The sequence below is a fragment of the Sorangium sp. So ce131 genome, assembly GCF_051519095.1.
Taxonomy (GTDB): domain Bacteria; phylum Myxococcota_A; class Polyangia; order Polyangiales; family Polyangiaceae; genus Sorangium.
In genome coordinates, this window is record NZ_CP150455.1 from 12,919,899 (window position 1) to 12,946,066 (window position 26,168).

General features: G+C 72.4%; 20 protein-coding genes. 17 read left to right on the forward strand and 3 right to left on the reverse strand.

Going from position 1 to position 26,168, the window contains the following annotated elements; all coding sequences use genetic code 11:
* Positions 1 to 76 precede the first annotated feature (76 nt).
* From WMF43_RS46970 to WMF43_RS46980, 3 genes are all read left to right on the forward strand, one after another.
* Positions 77 to 2,110 carry a LamG domain-containing protein gene (locus WMF43_RS46970; protein WP_437675336.1) on the forward strand — a complete coding sequence of 678 codons (2,034 nt, stop codon included), beginning with the start codon at positions 77 to 79 and terminating at the stop codon, positions 2,108 to 2,110.
* A gap of 26 nt (positions 2,111 to 2,136) precedes the next feature.
* Positions 2,137 to 3,102 (forward strand): AraC family transcriptional regulator, encoded by a 966-nt coding sequence (locus WMF43_RS46975; protein WP_437675338.1) that lies wholly within the window; start codon positions 2,137 to 2,139, stop codon positions 3,100 to 3,102.
* A gap of 195 nt (positions 3,103 to 3,297) precedes the next feature.
* Positions 3,298 to 3,831 (forward strand): hypothetical protein, encoded by a 534-nt coding sequence (locus tag WMF43_RS46980; RefSeq protein WP_437675340.1) that lies wholly within the window; start codon positions 3,298 to 3,300, stop codon positions 3,829 to 3,831.
* A gap of 208 nt (positions 3,832 to 4,039) precedes the next feature.
* Here the strand turns inward: WMF43_RS46980 and WMF43_RS46985 are convergent, their stop codons facing one another.
* Positions 4,040 to 5,518 (reverse strand): sigma-54-dependent transcriptional regulator, encoded by a 1,479-nt coding sequence (locus WMF43_RS46985; RefSeq protein WP_437675341.1) that lies wholly within the window; start codon positions 5,516 to 5,518, stop codon positions 4,040 to 4,042.
* On the reverse strand, positions 5,515 to 7,191 hold the full coding sequence (locus WMF43_RS46990; protein ID WP_437675343.1) for a HAMP domain-containing sensor histidine kinase: 1,677 nt from the start codon (positions 7,189 to 7,191) through the stop codon (positions 5,515 to 5,517). Before WMF43_RS46990 ends, WMF43_RS46985 begins: the two co-directional genes overlap by 4 nt.
* Before the next feature lie 287 nt (positions 7,192 to 7,478).
* On the opposite strand from WMF43_RS46990, the gene WMF43_RS46995 reads away from it, so the two are divergent.
* Entirely contained in the window at positions 7,479 to 9,188 is a 1,710-nt protein-coding gene (locus WMF43_RS46995; RefSeq protein ID WP_437675345.1) for a SulP family inorganic anion transporter, read from the forward strand.
* Positions 9,189 to 9,337: 149 nt separating this feature from the next.
* Complete coding sequence (locus tag WMF43_RS47000; protein ID WP_437675347.1) at positions 9,338 to 9,835, forward strand: hypothetical protein; 498 nt, start codon at positions 9,338 to 9,340, stop codon at positions 9,833 to 9,835.
* Positions 9,836 to 9,866: 31 nt separating this feature from the next.
* Here WMF43_RS47000 and WMF43_RS47005 read toward each other — a convergent pair whose 3' ends face one another.
* Complete coding sequence (locus WMF43_RS47005; protein WP_437675349.1) at positions 9,867 to 11,420, reverse strand: hypothetical protein; 1,554 nt, start codon at positions 11,418 to 11,420, stop codon at positions 9,867 to 9,869.
* Between the two features lie 262 nt (positions 11,421 to 11,682).
* On the opposite strand from WMF43_RS47005, the gene WMF43_RS47010 reads away from it, so the two are divergent.
* From WMF43_RS47010 to WMF43_RS47065, 12 genes are all read left to right on the forward strand, one after another.
* Positions 11,683 to 13,425 carry a PEP-utilizing enzyme gene (locus WMF43_RS47010; RefSeq protein ID WP_437675351.1) on the forward strand — a complete coding sequence of 581 codons (1,743 nt, stop codon included), beginning with the start codon at positions 11,683 to 11,685 and terminating at the stop codon, positions 13,423 to 13,425.
* Complete coding sequence (locus tag WMF43_RS47015) at positions 13,422 to 14,228, forward strand: PEP/pyruvate-binding domain-containing protein (protein ID WP_437675352.1); 807 nt, start codon at positions 13,422 to 13,424, stop codon at positions 14,226 to 14,228. Before WMF43_RS47010 ends, WMF43_RS47015 begins: the two co-directional genes overlap by 4 nt.
* Positions 14,221 to 15,696 carry an MFS transporter gene (locus WMF43_RS47020; RefSeq protein WP_437675354.1) on the forward strand — a complete coding sequence of 492 codons (1,476 nt, stop codon included), beginning with the start codon at positions 14,221 to 14,223 and terminating at the stop codon, positions 15,694 to 15,696. Before WMF43_RS47015 ends, WMF43_RS47020 begins: the two co-directional genes overlap by 8 nt.
* A 391-nt stretch (positions 15,697 to 16,087) precedes the next feature.
* Positions 16,088 to 16,909, forward strand: a complete 822-nt coding sequence (locus tag WMF43_RS47025) for a trypsin-like serine protease (protein WP_437675356.1) — start codon at positions 16,088 to 16,090, stop codon at positions 16,907 to 16,909.
* A gap of 183 nt (positions 16,910 to 17,092) precedes the next feature.
* Complete coding sequence (locus WMF43_RS47030) at positions 17,093 to 17,914, forward strand: trypsin-like serine protease (RefSeq protein ID WP_437675358.1); 822 nt, start codon at positions 17,093 to 17,095, stop codon at positions 17,912 to 17,914.
* Between the two features lie 261 nt (positions 17,915 to 18,175).
* Positions 18,176 to 18,997: a S1 family peptidase gene (locus tag WMF43_RS47035; RefSeq protein WP_437675360.1), complete on the forward strand. Its 822-nt coding sequence runs from the start codon at positions 18,176 to 18,178 to the stop codon at positions 18,995 to 18,997.
* Positions 18,998 to 19,083: 86 nt separating this feature from the next.
* Positions 19,084 to 19,905 carry a trypsin-like serine protease gene (locus WMF43_RS47040; RefSeq protein WP_437675362.1) on the forward strand — a complete coding sequence of 274 codons (822 nt, stop codon included), beginning with the start codon at positions 19,084 to 19,086 and terminating at the stop codon, positions 19,903 to 19,905.
* A 236-nt stretch (positions 19,906 to 20,141) separates the two neighbouring features.
* A complete protein-coding gene (locus WMF43_RS47045) occupies positions 20,142 to 20,969 on the forward strand; it encodes a trypsin-like serine protease (RefSeq protein WP_437675364.1) in 828 nt (275 codons plus the stop codon).
* Between the two features lie 265 nt (positions 20,970 to 21,234).
* The gene (locus WMF43_RS47050) at positions 21,235 to 21,837 is read left to right on the forward strand and encodes a TetR/AcrR family transcriptional regulator (protein WP_437675366.1); all 603 of its coding nucleotides are present in this window, start codon (positions 21,235 to 21,237) and stop codon (positions 21,835 to 21,837) included.
* A 122-nt stretch (positions 21,838 to 21,959) separates the two neighbouring features.
* Positions 21,960 to 23,825: an MDR family MFS transporter gene (locus WMF43_RS47055; protein WP_437675368.1), complete on the forward strand. Its 1,866-nt coding sequence runs from the start codon at positions 21,960 to 21,962 to the stop codon at positions 23,823 to 23,825.
* A gap of 168 nt (positions 23,826 to 23,993) precedes the next feature.
* Positions 23,994 to 25,373, forward strand: a complete 1,380-nt coding sequence (locus WMF43_RS47060; protein ID WP_437675370.1) for a glycosyltransferase — start codon at positions 23,994 to 23,996, stop codon at positions 25,371 to 25,373.
* A gap of 228 nt (positions 25,374 to 25,601) precedes the next feature.
* Entirely contained in the window at positions 25,602 to 26,132 is a 531-nt protein-coding gene (locus WMF43_RS47065) for an autotransporter domain-containing protein (protein WP_437675371.1), read from the forward strand.
* Positions 26,133 to 26,168: the final 36 nt, after the last annotated feature.

Consider the following 26,168-nt stretch of genomic DNA (forward strand, 5'->3'; position numbering starts at 1 on the left):
TCCAAGACCCCTCTCTACCGCTCCAATTCCGGGGCGGCAGAGGGGCTCGCGCGTCACCGCGCAAAGAGGGATAAGTATGCTCGCACGACGTTTCGGTTTCCCCGCCATCCTGCTCTTCACATCCGCCGCGCTCGGCTGCGTCGTCGATTCGGATGCTCCCGCCGACGACGAGGGAGGCGGCGAGCAGGTCGCATCCGCTGCGGCGGAGCTCTCCGGCGTCCGCCGCCCGGTCGCTCTCTGGAACCTCGACGAGTGCCTCAACGGCACGCAGTACCTCGGGACGTCGAGCCATAACGGCACGGCGTGCGCGAAAGGGCAGTTCGGCGCCGCGGCGTCGTTCGACGGCGTGGACGACCGCATCGAGCTCCCCGACGCCACGGCCTATCATTTCACGACGGCGATGACGGTATCTGCCTGGGTCCGGCCGTCGCGCGTGAGCGGCGCGGCGACGATCATCAACAAGTGGTACTCGCCCGACGCGTACTCCCTCGGCATCCTGGACGGCGAGTTCAACTTCTCGGTCGCCTTCCCCGACGGCTCGCTGGACGGCGCGAGCTACATGGTGAGCGCGCCCGCGCAGGCGGGGGTGTGGACGCACCTCACGGGCGTCTTCGACGGGTGGACCATCCGGCTCTACGTGAACGGCGCGCTCGCGAAGTCGCTCGCGGTGCAGCCCGCGGGCAGCCCGGCGCGCTCGCTCCAGCAGTCGTCTCGGCCGCTCGTGCTGGGCAACCACCCGTCGTGGAACGCCTACGCCGGCCTCATCGACGACGTGTCGCTCTACGATGTCGCGCTCTCCTCGTCCGAGGTCTCGGCGCTCGCGAGCCCCGCGCCGGCGCAGAAGGCGATCATCCTCGTCGACCACCGGCTCTACCCGCTCGTCGCCGCGAAGCTCGACGAGTACCGCCACCTCGCCGAGAACGACCGCGGCTTCCGCGTCGCGCTGCACGTCGTGAAGGACCTCGACGACTGGACCCCCGCGCAGACGAGGAGCTATATCTCGAGCCATTACACGACCTGGACGCCGGGGCTCGAGGGAGCCCTCTTCGTCGGCAACGTCAAGCTCCCCTCGTTCTACAAGAGCCGCGACGACATCACCAACACGCGCTACGTCCCGCGCTACTTCGAGGACCTCGACGGCGTCTTCTCCAAGAACTACGCGGACGGCGCCACCGACCCGCTCTGCCCGACGAACGCGCCCCTCTGCGCCTGGAACGGCCCCCTGACGGTGCCCGTCCACGACTTCGACTACACGGAGAAGGGCCCGAACCCGTACCCCGAGATCTGGGCCGCGTTCATGCCGGTCGGCACCGCGACGGACAACACGTACGCGGCGTTCGCGGGCCAGCTGAACCCGTACCTCGACAAGGTCATCAAGTTCCACAAGGGCCAGGTGGTGACGAACGGAAAATATTACTTCGTGTCGAACGACAAGGGCGAGAACTTCGAGAAGACCTGGGAGTCCTGGTCGCGCGATCGCATCGACTTCTACGGCATGCCGGGCCCGAACAACGAGACCGGCTCGGCCTGCCTCACGCCGGGCGGCAACGTCTGCTACCAGCGCTGGCCGATGCAGTCGTACGCGACGGTGAACGACTTCTTCGCCGCCTACGCCGCGAGGCCGTGGGTCGACGAGGGCTGGCAGGATCAGGGCATCTTCATGGGCCACATGAACGGGGCGATGTACGACGTCGCCGAGATCAACGTCCATAGCTGGGAGGGCGGCTCCCTCATCGACGCGTGGCAGGCGCGGCAGCTCACGCAGGCCGCCGCCCTCGTCGCGCTCGACGGCTGCAGCGTGCTCGGCTTCGCGCAGCCGGGCGGCCGGAACGTCGACACGAGCATCGCCGTCGCCGACAACATCGCGATGGCCTACCTCTACGGAAGCTCCAAGGCGGTCGCGGCGATGGGCGACCCGTTCTGGCGCGGCCACTACGCCCACCACCCGACGATCTTCCGCGAGCTCAAGGTGAACGGCAGCTACCTCGGCGCGGCGCACCTCGTCCGCATGAAGCGGCTCTACGACAGCGCGGGTACGAGCCCCTGGGAGCTCCGCGAGCACGGGATGGAGATGCTCGTCGGCGATCCGTTCCTCGACTTCACGCCCTGAGGCCGGCGATGGGGTAATCTCCGCCCGTGGCGACCAGCAGCAGGAGCCGGGCGGAGTACCAGAAGCGGGTGAACCGCGTCATCGATCACATCCAGGCCCACCGCGCGGAGGAGCTCTCGCTCGAGACGCTGGCGGCGGTGGCGGCGTTCTCGCCGTTCCACTTCCACCGCGTGTTCAAGTCGATGACCGGCGAGAACCTCCGCGAGTTCATCCAGCGGACGCGCCTCGAGACCGCGGCCGGCCACCTCGTGCAGCGGCCGCACGCGGACGTCCTCGAGATCGCGCTCGAGAACGGCTTCAGCTCGGCGAGCGCCTTCGCGCGCGCGTTCAAGGAGCGCTTCGGCATGAGCGCCTCCGCCTGGCGCGGCGGCGGGGCCGCGCGGGCGAGCAAGGCGCGACAAGCGGAGAGCAAGCCGGGTGAAGCCGTGCGCAAGCCGGGCAAAGCAGCGGGGTGCGCGCCCGACCAAGATGGCTCCTCGTCGGGCGCTGACGCCCGGAGCAACGAGGAGGAGATCATGAATGTGACGGTGAAGACGCTGCCGAGCTACCATGTGGCCTATGTCCGGACCGTGGGCCCCTATGGCCCGGGAGGGAACGTCCGCGAGGTCTGGGAGCGCCTCATGCGCTGGGCGCGCGCGCGCGATCTGTGGACCGCGGACCGCATCTGCCTCAATATCGCGCACGACAACCCCAAGGTGACCGAGCCGGCCAAGTGCCGCCTCGACGCGGCCATCGTGATCCCGGACGGCTTCGTGGCCGACGGCGACGTCAACGTGACCGACATCCCCGGCGGCAAGTACGCGGCGGGCGTGTTCGCCGGCGAGGCGAGCGCGATCGGCGCCGCGTGGGACCAGCTGTTCGCGAGGTGGCTCCCGGAGAGCGGGTATCAGCCCGATCATCGGGTCTGCTTCGAGCTCTATCAGGGGGAGTTCCACGATCCCAAGACGAACACGTTCCGCTGCGAGCTCTGCTTGCCGGTGCGGCCGCTGTAGGGCGGCGTCGACCTCGGGCGGGGGGCCCGGGGGGCCTCCCGCCTCAGGGAGGCCAGGGAGCGCGGTGATAGCTCACGGCCGGCGAGCTCGACGCGCTGCTCCGCGGTGGCGGGTTCGAGGACGTGTCCTTCACGTCCGGCTTACGCGGGATACTCGCTCATCTGCGCCAGGAAACCTCTTATCGTCGAGGAACACATGGATCCCGTTCGCGAGCTGAAGATCCGCGCCGAGCTGCTGCACAAGCGCCTCGCCTCGAACGACGCGGCGGCGCTGAAGCGCCTGCGCGTGTTGCCCGAGCTCCGGCGCGCCGACGAGGCCGCGCTCGCCGCGGCGGCTCCCGGCATCCGCCGCAAGCACTGCTTCGCGGTGGTCGCGCGCGAGTGCGGCTTCTCCAGCTGGGAGCGCGCGCGCCTCGCCCTCGAGGGAGCTCCCGGCGCGCCCGAGCTCGGGACGTTGCTCTACGGCGGGGAGGGCGGCGTGCTGCACCACTGGTTCGCGACGTACGACGAGGCGCGCGCCCACCTCGCGTCGCGGCCGGCGGCGCCGCGCGGCTACCTCCTCACGTACAAGCAGGACTTCTTCGTCGCCGACCGCGCGTTCGTCGCGTCGCTCGGGCTCGACCCGGACGACCCGGACTGGCGGGCGATCGGGTGGGACTGGGCGCGGCCCGCCGACCCGGCCGCGCGGAGCCGCCTCTACGCGAAGCGGCTCGCCGCGATGCGGGGCTAGTTCCGAGTCTCACAAGGCTCGACCAGGGATCCCGAGAGATTTCAACGCAAAGGCGCAAAGGCGCAAAGACGCAAAAATACAAAGAAAATTCAGGTTTGCGCCTTTGCGTCTTTGCGCCTTTGCGTTGAATTTCTCTTCTCTCGCCGTGATCCCTGCCAAGCCTTCGGACAGGCGGAGCTAGGCAGGAGCCCGGCCCGCGGGGGCGGCGTCACTCCTTGAAGCTGGCGGACGACAGGCCGTGCTTGCGGAGCAGGTCGTAGAGGTCCGTCCGGTTCCGGCCGCAGAGCTTCGCGGCGGCGCTGACGTTGCCGCCGGCGCGGCGGAGCACCTCGACGAGGTAGGCGCGCTCGAAGAGCTCGCGCGCCGCCTTGAGCGAGGGGAGCTCCGCGCCGGGGTCGCCGAAGACGACCGACATGGCCTCGCCCGCGGCGGCGTCGGAGGCCGCGGGGGGCTCGGCGCCCTCGGGCTCCGGGGCGCTCGACCAGCCGTCCAGCTTGCGGGCGGGGGGGACGAGCAGGGCGCTCAGCTCCTGGGGCTGCAGGCGCGCGCCGCGGGAGAGCAGGACGGCGCCTTCCATGACGTTGGCGAGCTCCCGGACGTTGCCCGGCCAGGGGTGCGCGAGCAGCGCGCGCAGGGCCTCGGGGGAGAGCTGGGGACCGGCGAGGCCGTGGCGGGCCGCGGCGCGGGAGAGGAAGACCTCGCAGAGCAGGGGGATGTCCTCCACGCGCTCGCGGAGCGGGGGCATCACGATGGGCACGACGTGGAGGCGATAGAAGAGATCCTCGCGGAAGCGGCCGTCGCGGACCTCGGCGCGGAGGTCGCGGTTGGTCGCGGCGACGACGCGGACGTCGACGTCCTCCTCCTCCAGGGAGCCGACGCGGGTGATGCGCCGCTCCTGGAGCACGCGGAGGAGCTTCACCTGGACGGCGGGGGGAGCGTCGCCGATCTCGTCGAGCAGGAGGGTGCCGCCGTTCGCGGCGGAGAAGAGGCCCGCCTTGTCGCGCGAGGCGCCGGTGAAGGCGCCGCGCACGTGGCCGAACAGCTCGCTCTCCAGGAGCTCGGCCGGCAGGGCGCTGCAGTTGACGGCGACGAAGGGACGGCCGCGGCGCTGGGAGAGGTCGTGCAGCGAGCGCGCCGCCAGCTCCTTGCCGGTGCCGGACTCGCCGAGCAAGAGGACGGTCGCGTCGGTGGGCGCGACGCGGGCGATGATCTCGCGGACGGCGGCGATGCGGTCGCTCGTCCCGAGCAGGCGCAGCTCGTCGCTCTGGGCCCCGACGATGCGGCGGAGGCCGGCGACCTCGCGGCGCAGCCTGCCGCTCTCGACGGCGTGCTCGATCTTCTGGAGCAGGTCGAGGTCGTGGAAGGGCTTCGTGAGGAAGCCGTAGGCGCCGCGCCGCATCGCCTCGACGGCGGTCTCGATCGTGCCGTGGGCCGTGAGGATGACGACGGGCACGTCCGGGGAGCGCTTCTGCACCTCGGTGAGCACGTCGAGCCCGTCGCCGTCGTCGAGGCGGAGGTCGACGATCATGGCGTCCACGGGCTCGCGGGAGAGGGCGGCGATGCCGCCGCTGCCGGTCAGCTCCGTGGTGACCCGGTAGCCGTGGTGCTCGAGGCGGAAGGCGAGCAGCTCGCAGAGGTGCGGCTCGTCGTCGACGATGACCACGTGGGGCTTGCCGGGATGGCTCATGAAAGGGCCGCGGCAGGGTGTAGCGCGGCGGGGGCCTCCTCGGAAGCTCGCTCGGTCGAGAGCGGCACCCAGAGGCGGAACGTCGCCCCCCGTTCGCGCTCGCCCCCACCGCGGGCCGCGCCGCCTTCGCCGGCCGGGGCGGCGGCACCGTCGGCCGAGGCGGCGGCGCCGCCGGCCGAGCCGCCCGCGGCGTGCTCGTCGAGCTCCAGGTCGCCGCCGTGGGCCCGGGCGATCTTGCGGGAGAGGGCCAGGCCGAGGCCGATGCCGACCCGCTTGGGGGAGTTCGCCACGGGCTGCGTCTTGAACTCCTCGAAGAGCGATTGCCGGATCTCCGCGGGCACGCCGGGCCCCTGGTCGGTGACGCTGATCATCACCCAGCGGCCCAGGCGCCGGCCGACGCCCTCCCGGTCGCCGGCGCCCTCCCGACCCCACGCGCCCTCCTGCCTGCCAGGGCCCTCCCGGCCGCCGGGGCGCCCGTGGACGAGCTCGCGCCGCACGACCACCCGCTGGCCGGGCTTGGAGACGGAGGTGGCGTTGCGAACGAGGTTGGCGACGGCGCGCTCGAAGAGGACCACGTCGAGGCTGCACGGGGGGACGTCGCCGGGCGTCTCGACCTGGAGGACGACGCCGCGCTCGCGCGCCTCGTCGTCCTCGTCGCGCACGGCGCTGCGGATCAGCTCGTCGATGGAGGAGCCGGCCTGGAGGCGGATGGGGGAGCCGGCGCTGAGGCGGGAGAGGTCGAGCAGGGTGGTCACCATGCGGATCTCGCGCTCGCAGGCGACGCGGGCGATGTGGAGGATGCGGGTCTGGCGCTCGCTCAGCGCGCCCCCGCCGACGCCGTCCTGGAGCAGGGCGAGCGCCTCCCGGATCTTGGTGAGCGGGGTGCGCAGCTCGTGGGAGACGGAGGCGAGGAAGCCCTGCTTGAGGACCTCCATCTCGGCGAGGCGCCGGCGCAGGGCCTCGATCTCCAGCGCGAGGTCGCGCACCTCGGCGGGGCCGCGCACCTCGGCGGCCGCGTCGAAGTTCCCCCTGCCGAGCAGCTGCGCCTGGGTGGCGATGGCCGCGAGGGGCTCGGTGACGGTGCGCGCGATCCGGTGCGCGAGGACGGCCGCGATGGCGCAGGCGACGATCGTGATGATCAGGCCGTTGGAGAGCGCGCTGGCGCTGGCGCTGAGGGCGTCCTCCTCCCGGACGCGCACGCGCGCCTGGAGCTCGCTGACGCGCACGACCCACGCGTCCGTGAGCTGCTCGTCGAGGCGCACGCGCTCGTGCTGGACGTCGGGGTCGGTGAGGCGCTCGCACGTGCCCTCGTCGAGCGCGCTCTGCACGAGCCGCAGGTGGCCGTCGATCGACGGGAGCATCGGGCCGGGCGGGAGCAGCGCGGTGTCGCCGATCCGCGCCTTCAGCGCGGCGATGCGCTCCCGGAGCGTCGGGGCCACGTTCTCCCAGGGGGCGCCGCGCGAGCACTCCTCCTGGCCGCGCCGCATGGCGAGCCCCATCGCCCAGGCGGCGTGGTGGAGCGCCGCCTCGCGGCGGAGCTCCTCGGTCTCGTCGCTCAGCAGGCTCTGCGAGGACGTGACCCGGGTGAGGGACCCGAGCACGCCGCCGAGGGCGACCAGCATCACGAGCACCGGGACCGTGTGAGAGAGGACCAGCCGGGTCAGGAGGCGCATGCGGGCTCCCGACTATGGCCTCACGCCTCAGCGAGCGCACGAGCCCGGAGATTCGACGATCCTTGCACACCCGCGACGTCGGGAAAGGCCCTGTGGGAGACCGCCGACACCGTCGGCGGCGTCCCTCAAGCAGGTGTCGGCGGATCCAGACGCCGCGCGGGGGAGCGGCGCGCGGGACGCGGCGATCCCGCGCGGAGCGCGCCTGGCACGTCGCGTGAACAGGGCGCGTCACCATGATGCACTCGTCCGGTATACGTACGACGCCCCAGCCGAGCCTCTGGGGCTCGATGTGGGCAGAGACGGTGACCTCCTGGAAGGAGATGGTCGCCCCGAGGAGCGTCGTGGACAACCTCCTGAGCGGGCTGACCGTGGCCTTCGTGGCGCTGCCGCTGAACCTGGCGCTCGCGCTGGCGTGTGGTCTGCCGGCGAGCGTCGGGCTCATCACGGGCGCGGTGACCGGCGTGATCGCGGCGCTGTTCGGCGGCTCGCGGCTGCAGGTGACGGGGCCCGAGGTGGCGCTGGTGCCGCTGACCTTCGAGATCCTGCAGCGGCACGGGCCGCACGGGCTCCTGTGCGCGACGTTCCTGTGCGGCGTCCTGCAGATGCTCATGGGGCTCGCGCGGGTCGGGCGGCTCATCCACATGATCCCCGTCTCGGTGATCGGCGGCTTCATGGCCGCGGTCGGGCTGCTCGTCTTCAACTCGCAGCTGCCGCGGCTGCTCGGCCTGCCGGCGGAGATGAGGCTCGTCTCCTCGCTGCCCGGGACGGGGTGGCTCGCGCACGTCGATCCGTTCGCGGTCGGCGTCGGCGCGCTGGTCATCGCGGCGACGGTGCTCTTGCCGAAGCTGCACCGGCGGCTCCCCGGCGGGCTCGTCGGGCTCGGGGCGGCGGTCCTCGCGGTGAGCGCGCTCGGCGTCGGGACGGCCTCGGTGGGGCCGATCTCGGCGTCGTTCCCCACGCCGGCGCTGCCGGAGTTCCACCGCCTGGAGTTCATCGCGATCTTCCCCGAGGCGATCGCGCTGGCGCTGCTCGCGTCGATCGACTCGCTGCTGTCGGCGGTGGCGATCGACGCGCAGAGCAACACGAAGCGGCACTCGAGCGAGCAGGAGCTGATGGCGCAGGGGGTCGCCAACGTGGTGAGCTCGATGATCGGCGGCATGCCGGTGGCGGGCGCGATCGTGCGGTCGTCGGCGGCGCTCCAGTGCGGGGCGACGACGCGGCTCGCGGCGCTCTCGCAGTCGGTGACGCTGCTCCTCCTGCTGTACCTGGCGCGGCCGTTCGTGGAGCGGCTGCCGCTCGCGGGGCTCGCCGGCATCCTGCTCGTGGTCGGCTACCGGCTGATCAACTGGCGGCAGGCGCGGCTCATGTGGCGGGTGTCGCGGTTCGAGGCGTTCGTGTTCGTGGCGACGGCCGGGTCGATCGTGGTCTCGGACTTCGTGGGCGGGGTGCTGATGGGCCTCGTGCTGTCGCTGGTGCATTTCGCCCACATGCAGCGGAGGGTGGACGTGTCGCTCCTGACGGCGACGACCGACGAGCCCGCGGAGATCCCGCGGCTGCTCGAGCTGCCGGCGCGCCGCTCGCTCGGGCCGACGCCGCCCGTGGCCGTGGTGCGGGTGGAGGGGCCGATCTTCTTCGCGTCGCACACGGAGCTCCGGTCGCTCGCCGAGGGCGGGCCGCTGCCGCGGCACCTCGTGTTCGATCTGGCCGGGGTGCCGCTCATCGACTGCACGGGCGTCGAGGCGTTCCGGACGCTGCTCGCGCGGCTGCGCGAGCAGGGGACGCGGGCGCTCCTGTCGCGGGCCTCGGAGCACGTGGCGGCGCGGCTGGAGGAGGCGGGGGTGCTCCAGCAGCTCGTCGGCGGCCGGGTGTTCCCGACGGTGGTCGAGGCGCTGGAGTCGCTGGGGGAGCCCGCGCCCAGCCCGGGCGTGGTCCCGGCGCAGCGAGGGCAGCTGGCCTTGCCGCTGCTGCGGCCGGAGGCGCCCGCCGGCGCGTCGTGAGCCCGGGCGGCGGGGCGCGCGGGCGGCTCGGCGCCCGCGCGCCGTGGCCGAGCCGATGGCCGGAGCGACGACCGAGCGACGGACGAAGGAGAGGTGCTCCGCGCGTCGGAGCCGAGAGGTGCTCCGCGCGTCGGAGCAAGGAGTGGATCATGGCCTCGCAGACCCGCAGCACGACGATGAACATGGCCGTGGAGACCCGCCGCGGCGGGGCAGGGCCGCTCTCGGCCGGCGAGGCGCCGTCGCCGCCGGCCGAGGCCGGCCCTTCGCCGAGCGCCCCGGCGGCGGGCGAGGCCCCGGCGCCCCGCGGCGACGGCGGCGGGGAGCTCGCTCCGGCGGCGGCGCGGGCGATGGCCCAGGCCGTGGCCGACGGGGCGCGCGCGCTGAGCGAGTCGATGGTCCTGTGCAGCGTGCTGCTGACGGTGGCGATCGGGTGCCTGGCGTGGTCGGTGCCGAGCGCGGGCGCGAGCGTCGGGCTGACGCTCCTCTGCCTGGTGCTCATCGCCGTGGAGCACGCGCAGGCGCGGAAGAGGTTCCAGCGGGCCGTGGCGCGGGCCGGCGAGGAGCAAGGGCTGACGCCGGCCGAGGCGGAGCGCGCGGCGCGGGCGCTGCTCGAGGCGGAGGGCGCGACCCGACCCAGGCTGGGGTAGGGCCGAGCGAGGCACGCGCCGCGCAGGCGCGCTACTCGCAGGGCAGGATGCGCAGCACCTTGATCGTGGTGCTCGTGCTGCCGGGCGCGGCGAAGGCCACGCTTCCGTCGGGAAACGCGGCGAAGTCCTGGTACCGGTTGCCGAGCACGTCGACCTCCAGCGGCTCACCCTCGGCCTCGCCGGTCGCGCGGTCGCGCGCCTGCACGTAGAGCGTGCGCGCCCGGTCGTTGCGCGCGATGTCGCCCGCGGCCGTGGTGGCCTCCCAGGCCGCGATCATGCGGGAGCCGCCATAGGCGGCCAGGTGCGGGGCGCGCTGGTTCAGGCCCGGATCGCTGGCGATCACGATGTCCTGGTCTGCGGCGCCGTCCGTGAAATGGAGCAGCCGCACCTCCGCGAGCCCGGCCGAGCCCGCCGGCTGGCCCGGGCGGCTGTTGCTGGCGGTGAGCCAGTAGCCGCCGCCGACCGCGGTCACGAGGTTTCCCAGGTTCGAGTACGCGAGATCGACCGGAGTGATGGTCGTGTAGCTGGGCGCGAACGCGATGCGGTTGTTGTTGTCGGTCTTGCACACCGTCACGAACTTGCCCGCGCTGTCGTCCCAGAGGACGCGCTCATAGCCGCTGTGGCTGCATCCCCAGTCGAAGCCGTCCCGCTGGAGCTCCCCGCCCGCGTCGACCACCTTCATGCGGTCGCCCTGGTGGATGTTGATACAGCCCCCTTGCGAGACGCTGATCGCGGCGCCGAAATAACCTGCGTAGCGCGAGCCGTCGAAGGCGATGCGGCCGTGGTGGGCGTACCACCAGATCATGTACACATTCGGCCCGGTGGGGCCGGTCGAGTAGGGCGGCAGCGCGGCGCTCGAGCTGGTGAGCTTGGTCGCCCAGGTCTCGCTCGTGCCGTCGAAGCGGACCATGTACATGTCGTAACAGGGGATCGGAGGCGCCGGAGGTGTGCCGCAGAGGTTCGTCGGCGCGCCGCAGTTCAGCGTTCCGCCGCCCTCCGCGTCGCGGGTGAGCAGCAGCACGCCGCCGCGGTCGTCGGCGTACAGATCGGAGAAGTCGTTGGCCGGAAGGCCGAACGGACGGCCCATGATTCGATCGCTGCTGTCGAGCTGGGCGATCTGGACCTGATCGTCGCTGCTCATCCACGCGAGCCGCGAGCCGCCGGACGGCATCGGCGAGATGACAAGCGGCTTCAGCGCCGCCTCGTCCTCGTTGTTGATCACCGGGACTCCGACGTCGACCTCGGTGATACGGATGCGCTCCCGGGTGATCCCGCACGCGCCTGGCCCGGGGCCGCCGCCCGCGCCGCCGCCGCTCGCGCTGGAGGCCCCCGCGCCGCCGCCGCTCGTGCTGGAGGCCTCAGCGCCGCCGCCGCTCGCGCTCGCGGCGTCCCCAGCGCCGCCGCTCGCGCTGGAGGCCCCCGCGCCGCCGCCGCTCGTGCTGGAGGCCTCAGCGCCGCCGCCGCTCGCGCTCGATGCGCCGCCTGCTCCGCCGCCTGTCGCCGCCGAGGAGCGTTCATCCACACACGCTGCGGGTGAGGTGACCAGGGCCAGCGACACGACGACCCGCAGAGTTCGTGTGGACATCTCGTCACGCTACCGTTCGCGTCGTTTTTTCTGCAACGCATTCCACGGAGAGCAGAATTGGACAGCACGCTCCCGCCCTTCGCCGTGAAGCCGGGGCGAGGGCAACGCGGCGCGCGCCGGGCGCTGGACCGGCGGGCTCGCGGCCCCTACCTTCGTCGACGTCGTTGAATCGTTGCTTGAACGTCATCGTATCGTCGCGGTGTCCCTCGGAGGCAGCGCGGCTCGGAGGGGGTGCTGCGCCGTGAAGACGGAAAATCCAGCGGTGAAGAGAGCGTCGGTGTTCGCGGGCGTCAGGTTCGTCCCCCCGGGCCCGGGTCCCTGGGAGCTCGAGCGGTCGCATTTCACGCGCCCGGTCGCGCGGTTCTCCGCGGAGGCGCTCACGCGCGGCGTGCCGAAGGGCTTCGCCGAGGGCTCCGAGCGGTACGGGCTCCTGCTGAGCCACTTCGAGTCCGCCTTCGTGAACGGCTTCAGCTACACGCAGCCCGTGGTCTACGGCGCGCCGCGGGGGGCGAGCGGGCCGCCGCCGAGGCTGCTCCTGTGGCTGCTCCTGCGGCTCCACCCGCGGATGCGCGAGCGCGCCAGGACGTGCCGCCGGGCTTTCGAGACGAAGCTGTGGCGCGCGGACATCGAGCGGTGGGACCGCGTCGACAGGCCGCGCGCGACCGAGAGGAACCTGGCCGTCCAGGCGATCGATCCCGCCCTCCTCGACGCGGACGCGCTGATCGCGCACCTGCGGCGCGTGCACGCGCACATGGTGGACATGGTCGTCCTGCACCACCGCTACAACGTCGCCGGCGTCCTCCCGGTGGGCGACTACCTCGCGCACACCCTGGCGTGGACCGGCGCCGGCCTGGGAGAGGCGCTCGCGCTGCTGCAGGGGACGTCGCCGCTGGCGAAGGGCGTCGCGGTCGACGAGCTCGCGGCGCTCGCCAGGGCGCTGCGCGCGAGCGAGGCGGGGCGCGCGGCGCTCGCCCGGAGGAGCGACCCGCAGGGGGTGCTCGACGCGCTCGCGGCCCTCGGGGGCGACGTCGGCCCGGCGGCGCGCGCGTACCTCGGCCTCGTGCGTTTCCGCTCGATCGGCTACGACGTGGCCGAGAAGACCGGCGGCGAGCTCCCGGACATGCTGGTCCGGGCAATCCGGGCGGCGGTCGACGGCGACCGCGAGGACGGGGCGCTCGCCGCGCGCGAGGCCAAGGAGAGGGCGCTGCGGGAGCGCGTGCCCGCGGCCCACCGCGCGGAGTTCGACGAGCTGCTCGGCGAGGCGCGCCACACGAACCGCCTCCGCGACGAGCGGGCGCTCTACTCGGACAGCTGGGGCAACGGGCTCGCGCGCCGCGCCGTGATCGAGGCGGGGCGCCGCCTCGCCGCCGACGGCAAGATCGAGGACCCGGAGCACGCCGTGGATCTCGCGCTCGAGGAGATGATCGGGCTCCTGCGCGGCCAGGGCGAGCCGTCCGCCGAGGAGCTGAAGCGGCGCGTGCGCTGGCGCGAGCAGGCGAGCATCGACGAGGCGCCCCGCTGGCTGAACGCGCCCCCCGGGCCGCCGCCGCCGCTCGACGTGCTCCCGGCCCCCCTGCGCCGCGTCGCGCGGGCGACCGAGGCCCTCATGGCCAGCATGTCCCAGGAGTCCGAGGCCGCGAACACCGAGACCGTCGTGCGCGGCCTCGCCATCAACGACGGCGTGCACGAGGGCACGGCGCGGATCGTGCTCGAGCCAGGCGACTTCGGGCGGATCCAGAAGGGCGACGTGCTGGTGACGCGCGCGACGTCGGCCTCGTTCAACGTCGTGCTCCCCCTGCTCGGCGCGATCGTGACCGACCGCGGCGGGCAGCTCAGCCACGCGGCGATCGTCGCGCGCGAGTACGGCATCCCCGGCATCGTCGGCACGCGGGAGGCGACGGCGACGATCCCGGACGGGGCGCTCGTGCGCGTCGACGGCGCGGCCGGCGAGGTGAAGATCCTCTCCCCGGCGCCCCCGCCCCGCGCCGAGGAGGCGGCGCTGTGATCGCGCGCCTCGACGAGGAGCTGCGCGAGGGGGAGTTCGGCGGCAAGGCGGCGCAGCTCGGGCGCGCGCGCCGGAGCGGCCTGCCCGTGCCCCCCGGCTGGGCGGCGTCGGCCGGGTTCGTCGAGCGCGTCGTCGCCGGGGACGAGGCCGCGGTCGGGCGGCTCGTCGAGGCGTTCGTCGAGCTCGACGGGCCCGTCGCCGTGCGGTCGTCCGGGGTCGGCGAGGACGGCGCCGCGGCGAGCTTCGCGGGGCAGCACGCGACGGAGCTCAACGTGCGGGGCCGCGAGGCGCTGCTCGAGGCTGTCCATAAGGTGCACCGCTCGGCGCGCACCGAGGCCGCGCTGGCCTACCGGCGCCGGCTCGGGCTGCCGCCGGAGCCGCGCCTCGGGGTCGTCGTGCAGCGGCTCGTGCACGCCGAGTGCGCCGGGGTGCTGTTCACGCGGCACCCGACCACGGGCGCCGACGAGCGTGTCATCGAGGCGGCGTGGGGCCTCGGCGAGGCGGTCGTCGCGGGCCTCGTGACCCCGGACAGCTACCGCGTGGCCCGCGGGGGGCGCGTGCTCGAGCGGCGGCCGGGCGAGAAGGACCTCGCCATCGTGTGGTCCGAGGCCGGGGGCACGGAGGAGGTCCCCGTCGAGGCTGAGCGGGTCGGCGCGCTGTGCCTCGACGACGCCCGGCTCGCCGCGCTCGACGCGCTCGCCGCGGCGTGTGAGGCGGCGTTCGGTGGCACGCAGGACATCGAGTGGGCCTTCGCGGGCGATCGCCTGTACCTCCTCCAGCGGCGCGCCATCACCCGTGGCTGAGCCGGCGGCCCGCTCCGCTGCGGCCGCGCCGGCGGCCCGCTCCGCTGCGGCCGAGCCGGCGGCCGGCTCCGCCGCGGAGGAGCCGGCCGCCCGCGCGCCGGCGCGGCTGCTCGCCGCGATCGTCCTCTCGGCGGCGCTCGCGCCGCTCAACTCCACGATGGTGGCCGTGGCGCTGCCGGAGATGGCGCGCGACCTCCACGCCGGCTCGGGCGAGCTCCGCCAGGGGCTCGTGACGAGCTACCTGCTCACGAACATCGTCCTGCAGAGCCCGGGCGGGAAGCTCGGCGACCGCCTCGGCCACCGGCGCGCGCTCGCGCTCGGGCAGCTCGTCTTCGCGGCGGGCGCCGCGCTCGCCTACCTCTGGCCGGCGCTGCCGGCGCTCACGGCGTCGCGCATCGCGATGGCCACGGGCGCCGCGATCATCGCGCCGAGCGCGACGGCGATGCTCCGCACCGAGCTGCCGCCGGAGGTCCGCGGGCGGGCGTTCGGCGCCTTCGGGGCGATGATGGGGATCTCGGCGGGCGTGGGGCCGAAGGTCGGGGCGCTGCTCGTGAGCCACTTCGGGTGGGCGTCGATCTTCATCGCGAACGTCCCGGTCCTGCTCCTCGCGGTCGCGCTCGCGCATCTGGGCGTGGCGGCGGCGCCGGCCGCGGCCGCCGCGCGGGCCGCGCCCGCCGCGCCGCCGGCGCGCTTCGATACCGTGGGATCGGTGCTGCTCGGCGCGTCGCTCCTCGGCATCGCGCTCGGCCTCGAGAACGCCCATCTCCGCTGGGCGGCCGCGCTCGGCGCGCTGGGGCTCGTGCCCTTCGTGCTCTGGGAGCGGCGCGCGGCGGATCCGGTCGTCGACTTCTCGCTGTTCAGGCGGCGCGCCTTCGTGGGGGGCAGCCTGATCATCGCGATCCAGAACTTCGCCATGTACTCGATCCTGTTCGAGCTCCCGCAGGTGGCCGGGCGGCTGTTCGGCGCGGGGCCGCGCGACGTCGGCAACACGTTGGTGGCGATGATGGGGATGATGGTGGTCGCCTCGCCCCTCGCCGGGCGCGCTTCCGAGCGCTTCGGGGCGCGCGCCGTCGCGCTGCTCGGCTGCTCGCTCGCCCTGGCCGGCGCCGTCCTGCTCGCGGCGCTGCCCTTCCGCGCGATCACGGACGCGATCCCGGCGCTCCTGCTGCTCGGCGCGGGCCTCGGCCTCACCTCGGCGCCGTCGCAGTCCGCGGCGATGGGCGACGTCCCCCGGGAGAAGAGCGGGATGGCCGCGGGCCTCACCTCGACGATGCGGTACTTCGGGGGGATCGCCGGGCTGACGGTGCTCGGCCTCGTGCTCACGGAGAGCCCCGCGCCCGGCGAGGCGATGCGCGAGCACACCACGGCGCTCTCGGTCTTCTGCGCGGCGCTCGTCCTGACGCTCGGCTGCGCCCTGACGCTCCCCGGCCGCGCCTCCGCGCCCGCGCCGACCGCAGCCTCGCGTTAGCCCTGCCGGCGGTTCGTCTCCGCCGCGCCGCGCTGCCCCGCGCCGCGCCGCGCCGCGCCGCGCCGCGCCGCGCCGCCGCGAGCAGTGCTTGCGCTCGATCGCGGTGCGCGCCTGCCGATGTGACGCGATGTGACGACGTGCTCCTCGACGGGGCCGTCGATTCGCTGGCACGCTGGCACGTGAGGCGTGGCACGCTGGCACGAGCGCAGAGTGCCAGTCGACGAGGCGACGAGGGCCGCGCCTGGAACAGCCCATCTCGCGCCGCTCCGCGCACGCCGGCGGCGTCGGGCCGCCGGCGCCGCGGAAGGCACAGCGCGTGCAGAGCGCAGAGTGCAGCGTGCAGAATGGGAGCGCGCTCGGAGCGCCGCCCACTGTAACTTAGGAGAACTTCATGAGCCAACATGGCATCGCCACCCTCGGTGCGGTATTCAGCGCGTTCTCGTTCGTGGCCTGTATGGCAGGAGAGGCCCCTCAGGACGTCGATCGAGAGCCCGGCGAAGAGGTCGTGAGCGAGGCCGAGCAGGCGATCAAGAACGGCACGCCGGCCAGCCCGGACGAGGCGATGGTCGTCCGCGTCAGGTTACCCGGCGCGTCCTGCACCGGGACGCTCATCTCGTCGTCGAGGGTGGTCACCGCCGCGCATTGCCTCGTTTCGAACACTCTGGGCGACTACACGGTGACGTACTCGGGCGCGGCCCGGTCGGTCTCGCAGATCCTCAAGCACCCCAGCGCGTCGAGCGGCGTCGACGTCGGGATCCTCGTCCTTTCGACTCCTTTTTCATTCGGCCCCCTGACGGAGTACCCGCAGGTGAACGTCGCCGACACGGATGGCCTCATCGGCATGGAGGTCACCTGCTACGGCTACGGCGCGGAGGACGTCGGCGGCGCGTGCACGACGAGCGCCGACTGTGCCGCGGGCTTTGGCTGCAATACCAGCGTGGGCTGGTGCTACAAGCCGACGACGACCCTGCGCAAGGGGGATTTCACGATCATCAGCGATCCGAACGACGACGACATCTGGTTCCGGCTCGATGTGCCGAACGCGAGCGGGCAGATCCCGCTGCCGGGCGACTCTGGCGGGCCGTGTATCCTCGAGAACACGAGCTTCGGCACGAAGCACCTCGTGGGGGTCACGAAGGCCGGCAACAACACCAGCTACTCGCGCTACACGAGCCGCGAGGCGTTCGCGAGCTGGGTGCTCGCCAACGACTAGCCCCGAGCAGGGAAGCGACAGGGCCCAGGAGCCGCGCGGCGCGCGCCGACCCAGGTTGGGGTAGCGCCCCGCGAGCCGCCGGACGGCATCGGCGTCATGCACGGGAGCGCAGCCCTCTGCCCCGCGGGCCGGGGAGCGCGCGCTCGGACCGCAGCCAGCAGTAACTCGAATGAGGAAATATCCATGAAGAGGCCTATCCTCGCCACCCTCGGTACGGTATTCAGCGCGTTCTCGCTCATGGCCTGTATGGCAGGAGAGGCTCCCCAGGACGTCGATCAAGCGACCGGCGAAGAGGTCGTGAGCGAGGCCGAGCAGGCGATCAAGAACGGCACGCCGGCCACCCCGGACGAGGCGATGGTCGTCAGCGTCTGGAGGGACAGCAACTTATGCACCGGGATGCTCCTCTCACCGTCGAGGGTGCTCACCGCCGCGCATTGCCTCACGTCGACCCATACAGGCGACTACACGGTGACGTATGCAGGCGAAGACCGGGCGATCTCGCAGATCCTCAAGCACCCCAATGTGTCCAGCGGCGTCGACGTGGGGATCCTCGTCCTTTCGACTGCTTACTCTCTCGGTCCCCTGACGGAGTACCCGCAGGTGAACGTCGCCGACACCGACGGCCTCATCGGCAGGGAGGTCACCTGCTACGGCTACGGCGCGGAGGACGTCGGCGGCACGTGCACGAGCAACGCCGACTGTGCGACGGGCTTTACCTGCATTACCGCCCGGCACCGGTGCTACAAGCCGACGACGACCCTGCGCAAGGGGGATTTCACGGTCATCAGCGATCCGGACAAGGACGACATCTGGTTCCGTCTCGATGTGCTGAACGCGAGCGGGCAGACCACGCTGCCGGGCGACTCTGGCGGGCCGTGTATCCTCGAGAACACGAGCTTCGGTACCAAGCACGTCGTGGGGGTCCACAAGGCCGGCAACAACACCGACATGTCGACCAACACGAGCCGCGAGGCCTTCGCGGCTTGGGTGCTCGCCAACGACTAGCCCCGAGCGGCGCAACGACGAGGTCCACGAGGGGCGCGGCGCGCGCCCCGCCCGCGCTGCCACCCGCGTCGGCCGGACGGCCTCCCTCGCGCTCGCAGGCGCTCTCCGGGGCCGAGCCTCGCGCGCAGCCGGGGAGCGAACCCGATCCGAGGGGCAGCCCGGGTCGACAAGGGGCAACCGCGGGCCGGGCGCAGGGCGCACCGGGGCCGAGGCTCCTGCGCCTGGAATCATTGTGTTCTTATTCATTTGTGGAGGAATCCAGTGAAGAAGCAGATCCTTCCCGCTCTCGGCTCGATGTTCTGCGCGCTCTCGCTCGTGGCGTGCATGACGGGAGAGGCTCCCCAGGACGTCGATCAAGCGACCGGCGACGAGGTCGTGAGCGAGGCCGAGCAGGCGATCAAGAACGGCACGCCGGCCACCCCGGGCGAGGCGATGATCGTCCGCATCTTCAGGAACGGCCGCTCGTGCACCGGGACGCTCATCTCGTCGTCGAGGGTGCTCACCGCCGCGCATTGCCTCGCGTCGAGCACTCCGGGCGACTACACGGTGACGTACTCGGGCGCGGCCCGGGCGGTCTCGCAGATCCTCAAGCACCCCAGCGCGTCGAGCGGCGTCGACGTGGGGATCCTCGTCCTTTCGACTCCTTTTTCATTCGGCCCGCTGACGGAGTACCCGCAGGTGGACGTCGCCGACACGGATGGCCTCATCGGCAGAGAGGTCACCTGCTACGGCTACGGCTCGGAGGACGTCGGCGGCACGTGCACGACGAGCGCCGACTGTGCGACGGGCTTCACCTGCAACACCGACCGGGACCGGTGCTTCAAGCCGACGACGACCCTGCGCAAGGGGGATTTCACGATCATCAGCGATCCGGACAACGATGATATCTGGTTCCAGCTCGACGTGCCGAACGCGAGCGGGCAGATCCCGCTGCCGGGCGACTCTGGCGGGCCGTGTATCCTCGAGAACACGAGCTTCGGCACGCAGCACCTCGTGGGGGTCACCTCGGCCGGCGACCACATCAACTTCTCGCGCTGCGCGAGCCGCGAGGCCTTCGCGAGCTGGGTGCTCGCCAACGACTAGCCCCGAGCAAGGCGGCGGCGAGGCCCACGACGGGACCAATCGGTCTGCGTTTTGAATCATTGTCTTATACTTTTTGGAGAATTCCAGTGAATAAGCATATCAAGTTCACCCTCGGTACGGTGTTCAGCGCCTTGTCGTTCGTGGCCTGTATTGCAGGAGAGGCTCCCCAGGACGCCGGCCAAGAGGCCGGCGAAGAGCTCGTGAGCGAGGCCGAGCAGGCGATCAAGAACGGCACGCCGGCCAGCCCGGGCGAGGCGATGGTCGTCCGCATCTTGTTACCCGGCGGGATCTGCACCGGGATGCTCATCTCGTCGTCGAGGGTGGTCACCGCCGGGCATTGCCTCTTTTCGACCACTCTGGCCGACTACACGGTGATGTTCGCGAACTCCGCCCGGTCGGTCTCGCAGATCCTCAAGCACCCCAGCGCGTCGAGCGGCGTCGACGCGGGGATCCTCGTCCTTTCGACTCCTTTTTCGTTCGGCCCCCTGACGGAGTACCCGCAGGTGAACGTCGCCGACAACGACGGCCTCATCGGCAGGGAGGTCACCTGCTACGGCTACGGCGCGGAGGACGTCGGTGGCACGTGCACGACGAACGCCGACTGTGCGGCGGGCTTTGGCTGCGATACCGAGCGGGACCGGTGCTACAAGCCGTCGACGACCCTGCGCAAGGGGAATTTCACGATCATCGCCGATCCGAACAACGACGACATCTGGTTCCGGCTCAATGTGCCGAACGCGAGCGGGCAGATCCCGCTGCCTGGCGACTCTGGCGGGCCGTGCATCCTCGAGAACACGAGCTTCGGCACGAAGCACCTCGTGGGGATCCACAAGGGTGGCAGCCTCAACAACAACGCAGTCGAGACTGGCCGCGAGGCCTTCGCGAGCTGGGTGCTCGCCAACGACTAGCCCCGAGCAGCGCAACGACGAGGGCCGCGAGCCGCGCGGGGCGACTGACATGAGAGCTCGTCGGCGCTCGGGGCCGGCGGTGGGCGGATCTAACCTGGAGCCGCTACGGACCACTTGGGGAGGCGCGTCGCCGCATGGGCCCGTCGCGCCGCCGTGCGAGCGAGCCCAGCCCTCTGTCCCGCCGGGGAGCGCGCGCTCGGATGACAACCAGCAGCAGCTTAAATCAGGAGATCTTCATGAAGAGGCATATCCTCGCCGCCCTCGGTACGGTGCTCAGCGCCTTCTCGCTCGTGGCCTGTATTGCAGGAGAGGCCCCCCAGGAGGTCGAGCCGGGGGACGGCGAAGAGCTCGTGCGCGAGGCCGAGCAGGCGATCAAGAACGGCACGGCGGCCAGCCTGGGCGAGGGGATGGTCGTCAGCGTCTCCAAGCCAGGCGGGAAATGCACGGGGACGCTCCTCTCGTCGTCGAGGGTGCTCACCGCCGCGCATTGCATCCCGTCGCTCGATCCCTTCGGCTACTCGGTGACGTACGCAAACACGTTCCGGCCGGTCTCGCAGGTCCTCAGGCACCCCAGCGCGTCCAGCGGCATCGACGTGGGGATCCTCGTCCTCACGGATCCTTTTCCGCTCGGCCCCCTGACGGAGTACCCGGAGGTGAACGTCGCCGACACCGACGGTCTCATCGGCAGGGAGGTCACCTGCTACGGCTTCGGCGCGGAGACCATCGGTGCCTCGTGCACGAGCCAGGCCCAGTGCAACACGGCGGCGGGCTTTGTCTGCGTTCAGGGCTTCAACAAGTGCTTCAAGGGATCGACGACCCTGCGCAAGGGGGACTTCACGATCATCCGCCATCCGGACGACGACGACGCCTTCTTCCGGCTCGACGTGCCGAACGCGCTCGGACAGATCCCGTTGCCGGGCGACTCTGGTGGGCCGTGCCTGCTCGATAACCCGAGCTTCGCGAAGAAGCACCTCGTGGGGGTCAACTCGACCAGCAACACCGTCAGCAACGCGACCTACACGAGCCGCGAGGCCTTCGCGAGCTGGGTGCTCGCCAACGACTAGCCCCGCGCAGCGCAACGACCGGGCCGCGCAAGCCGGCGGCGTGTGCCTCGCCCTCGCTGCCCCCCTCGTCGGCCGCTGAACATCCGCACGTCCGCCTGCGCCCTCGGCCCGGCACGCGCCCCGGCGCACGCCCCGGCGGGATCCCGGCACGCGCCCCGGCGCACGCCTCGGCGGGATGCCTCGCCCGCCGCCGCGGGAGGCGGCGCGACGCCCGTCGCGCCGCGTCAGCTTGCCTCCGCGTTAGTAAGTGCCATGATACTAACAAATGGTCCGTCCGCGCAGCACCACCGACGAGGAGATCCTCGACGCCGCCCGCGCCTGCTTCCTCGAGCACGGGGCCGGCGTGTCGACGACCGTGATCGCGGCGCGGCTGGGCATCTCGCACGGGGTCCTGTTCCAGCGCTTCGGCACCAAGGAGCAGCTGATGCGCGCCGCGCTGCTGCCCCCGCCGGAGCCGCCGTGGCTGTCGCGGGCGCGGTCGGGCCCTGACGAGCGCGACGCGCGGACCCAGCTCCTCGAGCTCGCGGTGGAGATCTCCGCCTACCTGGAGCGCATCGTGCCGTGCCTCGCGGTGCTCCGCTCGGCCGGGGTGCCCACGGACGCGTCGAACAAGCGGCCCGACGACCTCCCGCCGGTGCGCGCGCGCCGCGAGATCGCCGCCTGGTTCGCGCGCGCCGTCGCGCGCGGCCTGCTGCGCCCGGTCACGCCGGAGCACGCCGCCGACCTCTTCCTCGGCTCGCTCCACTTCCGCCCGTTCCACCAGCACATCTCGGGCAAGGGCTTCGGCCAGGCCGACGGCCGCACCTACCTCGAGTTCGCCGTCGACGTGCTCTGCCGCACGCTCGACCCCGTCGAGGATCCGCGGTGATCGCCCGGTCCCTCCCGCGCCCTCCGGCCCGGCCGCCGCGGCGCGCCTCTTCTTCCCTGCTTCGCGCTTGTCCATCCAACGACGCGGGCCGCCGCACCGGCGGCGCCGCGGGAGCTCCTTAGATGTCCTCCTCGAACCTCGCCACGCACCCGTCGTTCGCGCCCGTCGAGCTCACCCGCCAGGAGAAGGTCTTCACCATGGCGGGGACCCTCCTCGGGCTCCTGCTCGCGGCGCTCGACCAGACGATCGTGGCCACGGCGGGCCCGCTGATCCAGCGCGACCTCCACATCGAGCCGTCGCTCTACGTCTGGATCACGACGGCGTACCTCGTCGCGTCGACGGTGCTCGTGCCGATCTACGGCAAGCTGTCCGACCTCTTCGGCCGCAAGCCGGTCCTGCTCACCGGCATGTCGATCTTCCTGCTCGGGTCGCTGCTCTGCGGCGTCTCCCAGAGCGCGGTCCAGCTCATCCTCTCGCGGGCGCTGCAGGGCGTCGGCTCCGCGGCCCTGTTCACCACCGCGTTCGCCGTCGTCGCCGACATCTTCCCGCCGGCCGAGCGCGGCAAGTACCAGGGCATCTTCGGCGCGGCGTTCGGGCTCTCGAGCGTGCTCGGCCCGCTCGCGGGCGGCTTCATCACCGATCGCTTCGGGTGGCACTGGGCGTTCTTCATCAACCTGCCCCTCGGCGCGATCGCGATGTTCTTCGTCATCACGCGCATGCCGATGCTGAAGCAGCCGCGGACGAGGCGGGTGTCGATCGACCTCGCCGGCGCCCTCTCGCTCATCGTCGCGGTCGTCCCGCTGCTGCTCGCGCTGAGCCTCGGCAAGGGCGAGCACGCGCCGAGCGCGAGCGGCTACCCGTGGTCGTCGTGGCAGATCCTCTCGCTCTTCGGGCTGGCCGCGGCGGGCATCGCCGCCTTCATCGCGGTCGAGCGGCAGGCGGCGGAGCCCATCCTCGATCTGCGCCTGTTCGGCGGCCGCACGTTCGCCGTCGGCAACGCGGCGTCCTTCGTGGTCGGCATGGCCTTCCTCGCCGCCATCGTGTTCCTGCCGCTGTTCATGGTGAACGTCGTCGGCCTCTCGGCGACCCACTCCGGGCTCACCACGACCCCGCTCACCTTCGGGATCGTCGCCGGCAACGTCGGCTCCGGGCAGATCGTCGCCCGGACCGGGCGGTACAAGCCCCTGCTGCTCGGCGCGCTCGCCGTGCTCGCCGTCGCCTTCGTCGTGATGGGCTTCACCCTCACGCCCGAGTCCACGCAGGGCGAGGTGACGTTCAAGATGATCCTCATCGGCCTCGGTCTCGGGCCCACGGTCCCGCTCTACACCCTCGCGGTGCAGAACGCGGTCCCGCCCGCGCGCATCGGCGTCGCGACCTCGGCGGCGACGTTCTTCCGCTCGATGGGCTCGACCATCGGTATCGCGGTGATCGGCACCGTCTTCGCCGGGACGCTCGCGTCGGGCATGCGCGAGAACGTCGCCGCCGCCACGGCGTCGGTGCCCCCCGCGCTGCGCGCGCAGCTCGCCGCGGGCGCGGGCGCGGGCGCGGGCGCGGCCGGGGCGGAGGAGGGCGGCGCCACGCAGCTCGCCTTCGACGCGGCGCGCGCGCAGCGGGCGGTCAACGCGCACTTCGACCAGCAGCGGAGCGCGTTCACCGCGGCGCTGCGGGACAGGGATCCCGCGGCGCTCCAGGCGCTCTCCGAGAGCCCGGCGACGGACCCGCGGCTGCGGGAGCTCGCGCGCGCCCCGGAGCGGGCCTCCGCCGAGGCGCTCGGCGCCGCGCTCGACGGCGTGGAGCGCGACCGGGCGGCGGCGCTCGCGACGCTCGACCGGATCGGCGCGGCGATGAAGCTCGCGTTCACCGATGCGATCAAGCAGATCTACCGCGTCTGCATCGGGCTCGCGCTGCTCGCGCTCCTGATCACGTCCGCGCTGCCGGAGCTGCCCCTGCGCCGGGACGCCGGCGCCCCGCCCGCCCCCTTGGAATGAAGCGCGCGCGGCGTGACGCGCGCGGCCGGCGAGCGCCGGTGAGGGGAGCCCGGCGCGGCGAGGCGCTGGCCCCGATGTCCGGCAGGCAACCCTCCTTCCACGAGCGACAAGAACGCACGACGAAACGGAAACCCGGAGAAGGCTTCACCCCAGCTTAGGAGAAGGCCCATGACATCCGACACGACGCCCAAGCGCTTCACCTATCTCATGACCGCCCCGGCCGAGGCCGGGCACCTGTTCCGCATCCTCGACCTCGCGCAGGAGCTGACCGCGCGAGGCCACCGGGTGCTCGTGCACACGTCGACCTCGGTCGAGGCCGCGGTCAGGGCGGCGGGCGCCGAGCTCGTGCCTTATGGCCGCTACGAGGACATCGTGATGAGGCTGCGCGATCACCCGGCCGAGGGCCCGTTGAGGTGGCTGCCGAAGATCCCGCGCAACCTGATCCGGTTCCGCGAGGCCCTGATCGAGGGCAGCGTGGCGCTCGCCGAGGAGCTCGCGCTCATCATCCGGCGCGAGCGCGTCGATTGCGTCGTCCACGACACCTTCGGGTTCGGCGCGGCCTATGCGGCCGAGCGCGCGGGCATCCCCTGGGCCAGCGCGGGCAACGCCGCGACGGTGCTCGACGCGGGGGGGCTTCCGATGCTCGCGAGGACGCTCAAGCTCCCCCCGTTCGTCACCCGGAGGCCCGCGCTCGTCCATGCCTTCGTCGACAGGCTCCTGCCGCTCCAGCGAGCGCGGGCGGCGCTCGGCCTGCCGCCGCGCCGCCCCGGCGGACCGGCGGAGTTCCTGCGCCTCGCGGGCTCGCCGATGCTGCACGTCGCGATGGTCCACCGCGGCTTCGTCCAGGATATCCCGCTCCGCGATCGTCAGGTCTTCGCCGGTCCCGTCTCGTTCAACGTGGCCGGCGGGCATCGCGCCGAGGCGCCGACTCCTGCCGCGACCGTCGACGTGCAGCCCGGCACCGTGCTCGTGAGCACCACGACCACCGGCAAGGACGACGGCCTCTTGCGGCGCGTCCTCGAGGCGGTCGCGCCGATGGGCATTCCCGTCCTCGCGACGGCGGCCAGCGCGGAGGACGTCCCTGCCGGCCTCGGCGCCCATGTGCGGATCGAGCGGTATATCCCTCACGAGCAGGTGTTCCCCAAGGTGGCGGCGGTGATCTGCCACGGCGGCTGGGGCACGATCGGGCGCGCGCTGGAGCACGGGGTCCCGATGCTGGTCATCCCGCTCTTCGGCGATCAACCCGTGAACGCCGCGCAGGTGCAGCAGGGAGGGTTCGGGCTTCGCCTGCCGCTCGCCGAGGCGACGCCGGAGGTGATCAGGGCGCGGCTGAAGGCGCTGCTCGCGGACAGGGCGATCCACGAGCGCGTGAAGGCCGCCGCGGCGGAGATACGAGCGCTCAAATCCGACGCGGTCGCCGCCCGGGCCCTCGAGCGGCTGGCCGGCGGCTCCGCCGAGGGCGCGAGCGCCGGCCATGCGGCGCCGCCTCCCGCGGCCGGCCCCCGGGCCGAGGCCGCCCCTGTGCCGCCCGCCGCGGCGGGGGGCTGAGCCGCGCGCCGCGGAAGGGGGCTGAGCCGCGCGCCGCGGAAGGGGGCTGAGCCGCGCGCCGCGGAAGGGGGCTGAGCCGCCCTCCGCGGCAGGAAGTTGATCCGCGCTCGGCACGACGCTTGCGAGAAGCCTCTGCACGAGGTGATTCCCGTGAGACACATCCTTCTCTTCGGAGCGTCCGCTTTCGCGCTTGTGCTGCTGTCCAACCCCGCGTCTGCGGCGCCCACGGTGGCCGCGGACATCGACGGTGGTGCCGCCGTCGGGGAAGCCGCCTACTGGCACAGCGCGACGTTCAGTGTGACAGCGCGTGCAGGGTACGAGTTCGGCCTGGGTGAGCGTTACTTCCTCGCGCCTGAGGTCGGCCTCGGTTACACGATCATGAAACAGGAGGACGGCATCGCAGACGGCGCTTCCGTGCTGCCCACGCGCCCGAGGGTGCTCCGCGCCATCGGCGGCGTCCGCGGCGGCGTGTATGGCGGCGACGGCGGGAGGTGGATCCCCTCGCTGTTCGTGCGGGGTGGGTATGCGTCGATATTCGGCGAACACAACCATGCCGAGGCTCCCTGGATCGAGGTCGGCGCTGCCGTCGACTATGCCCTGTCGCGCCTGATCCGGGTAGGCGCACATGCCAGCTACGAGTCGCTGTGGGCGCAAGGTTACGGCGGCGGTGCGTTCACGGCGCTCCAGGCGGGCGTCGCGCTCACGTTCTCGTTCGGCGGGAGCGAGCGCCCGGACGATGACACCGTCGCTGCGCGGTAGGATCCGTCGAAGGGTGGTCGCCGGCGCCAGGGGGTA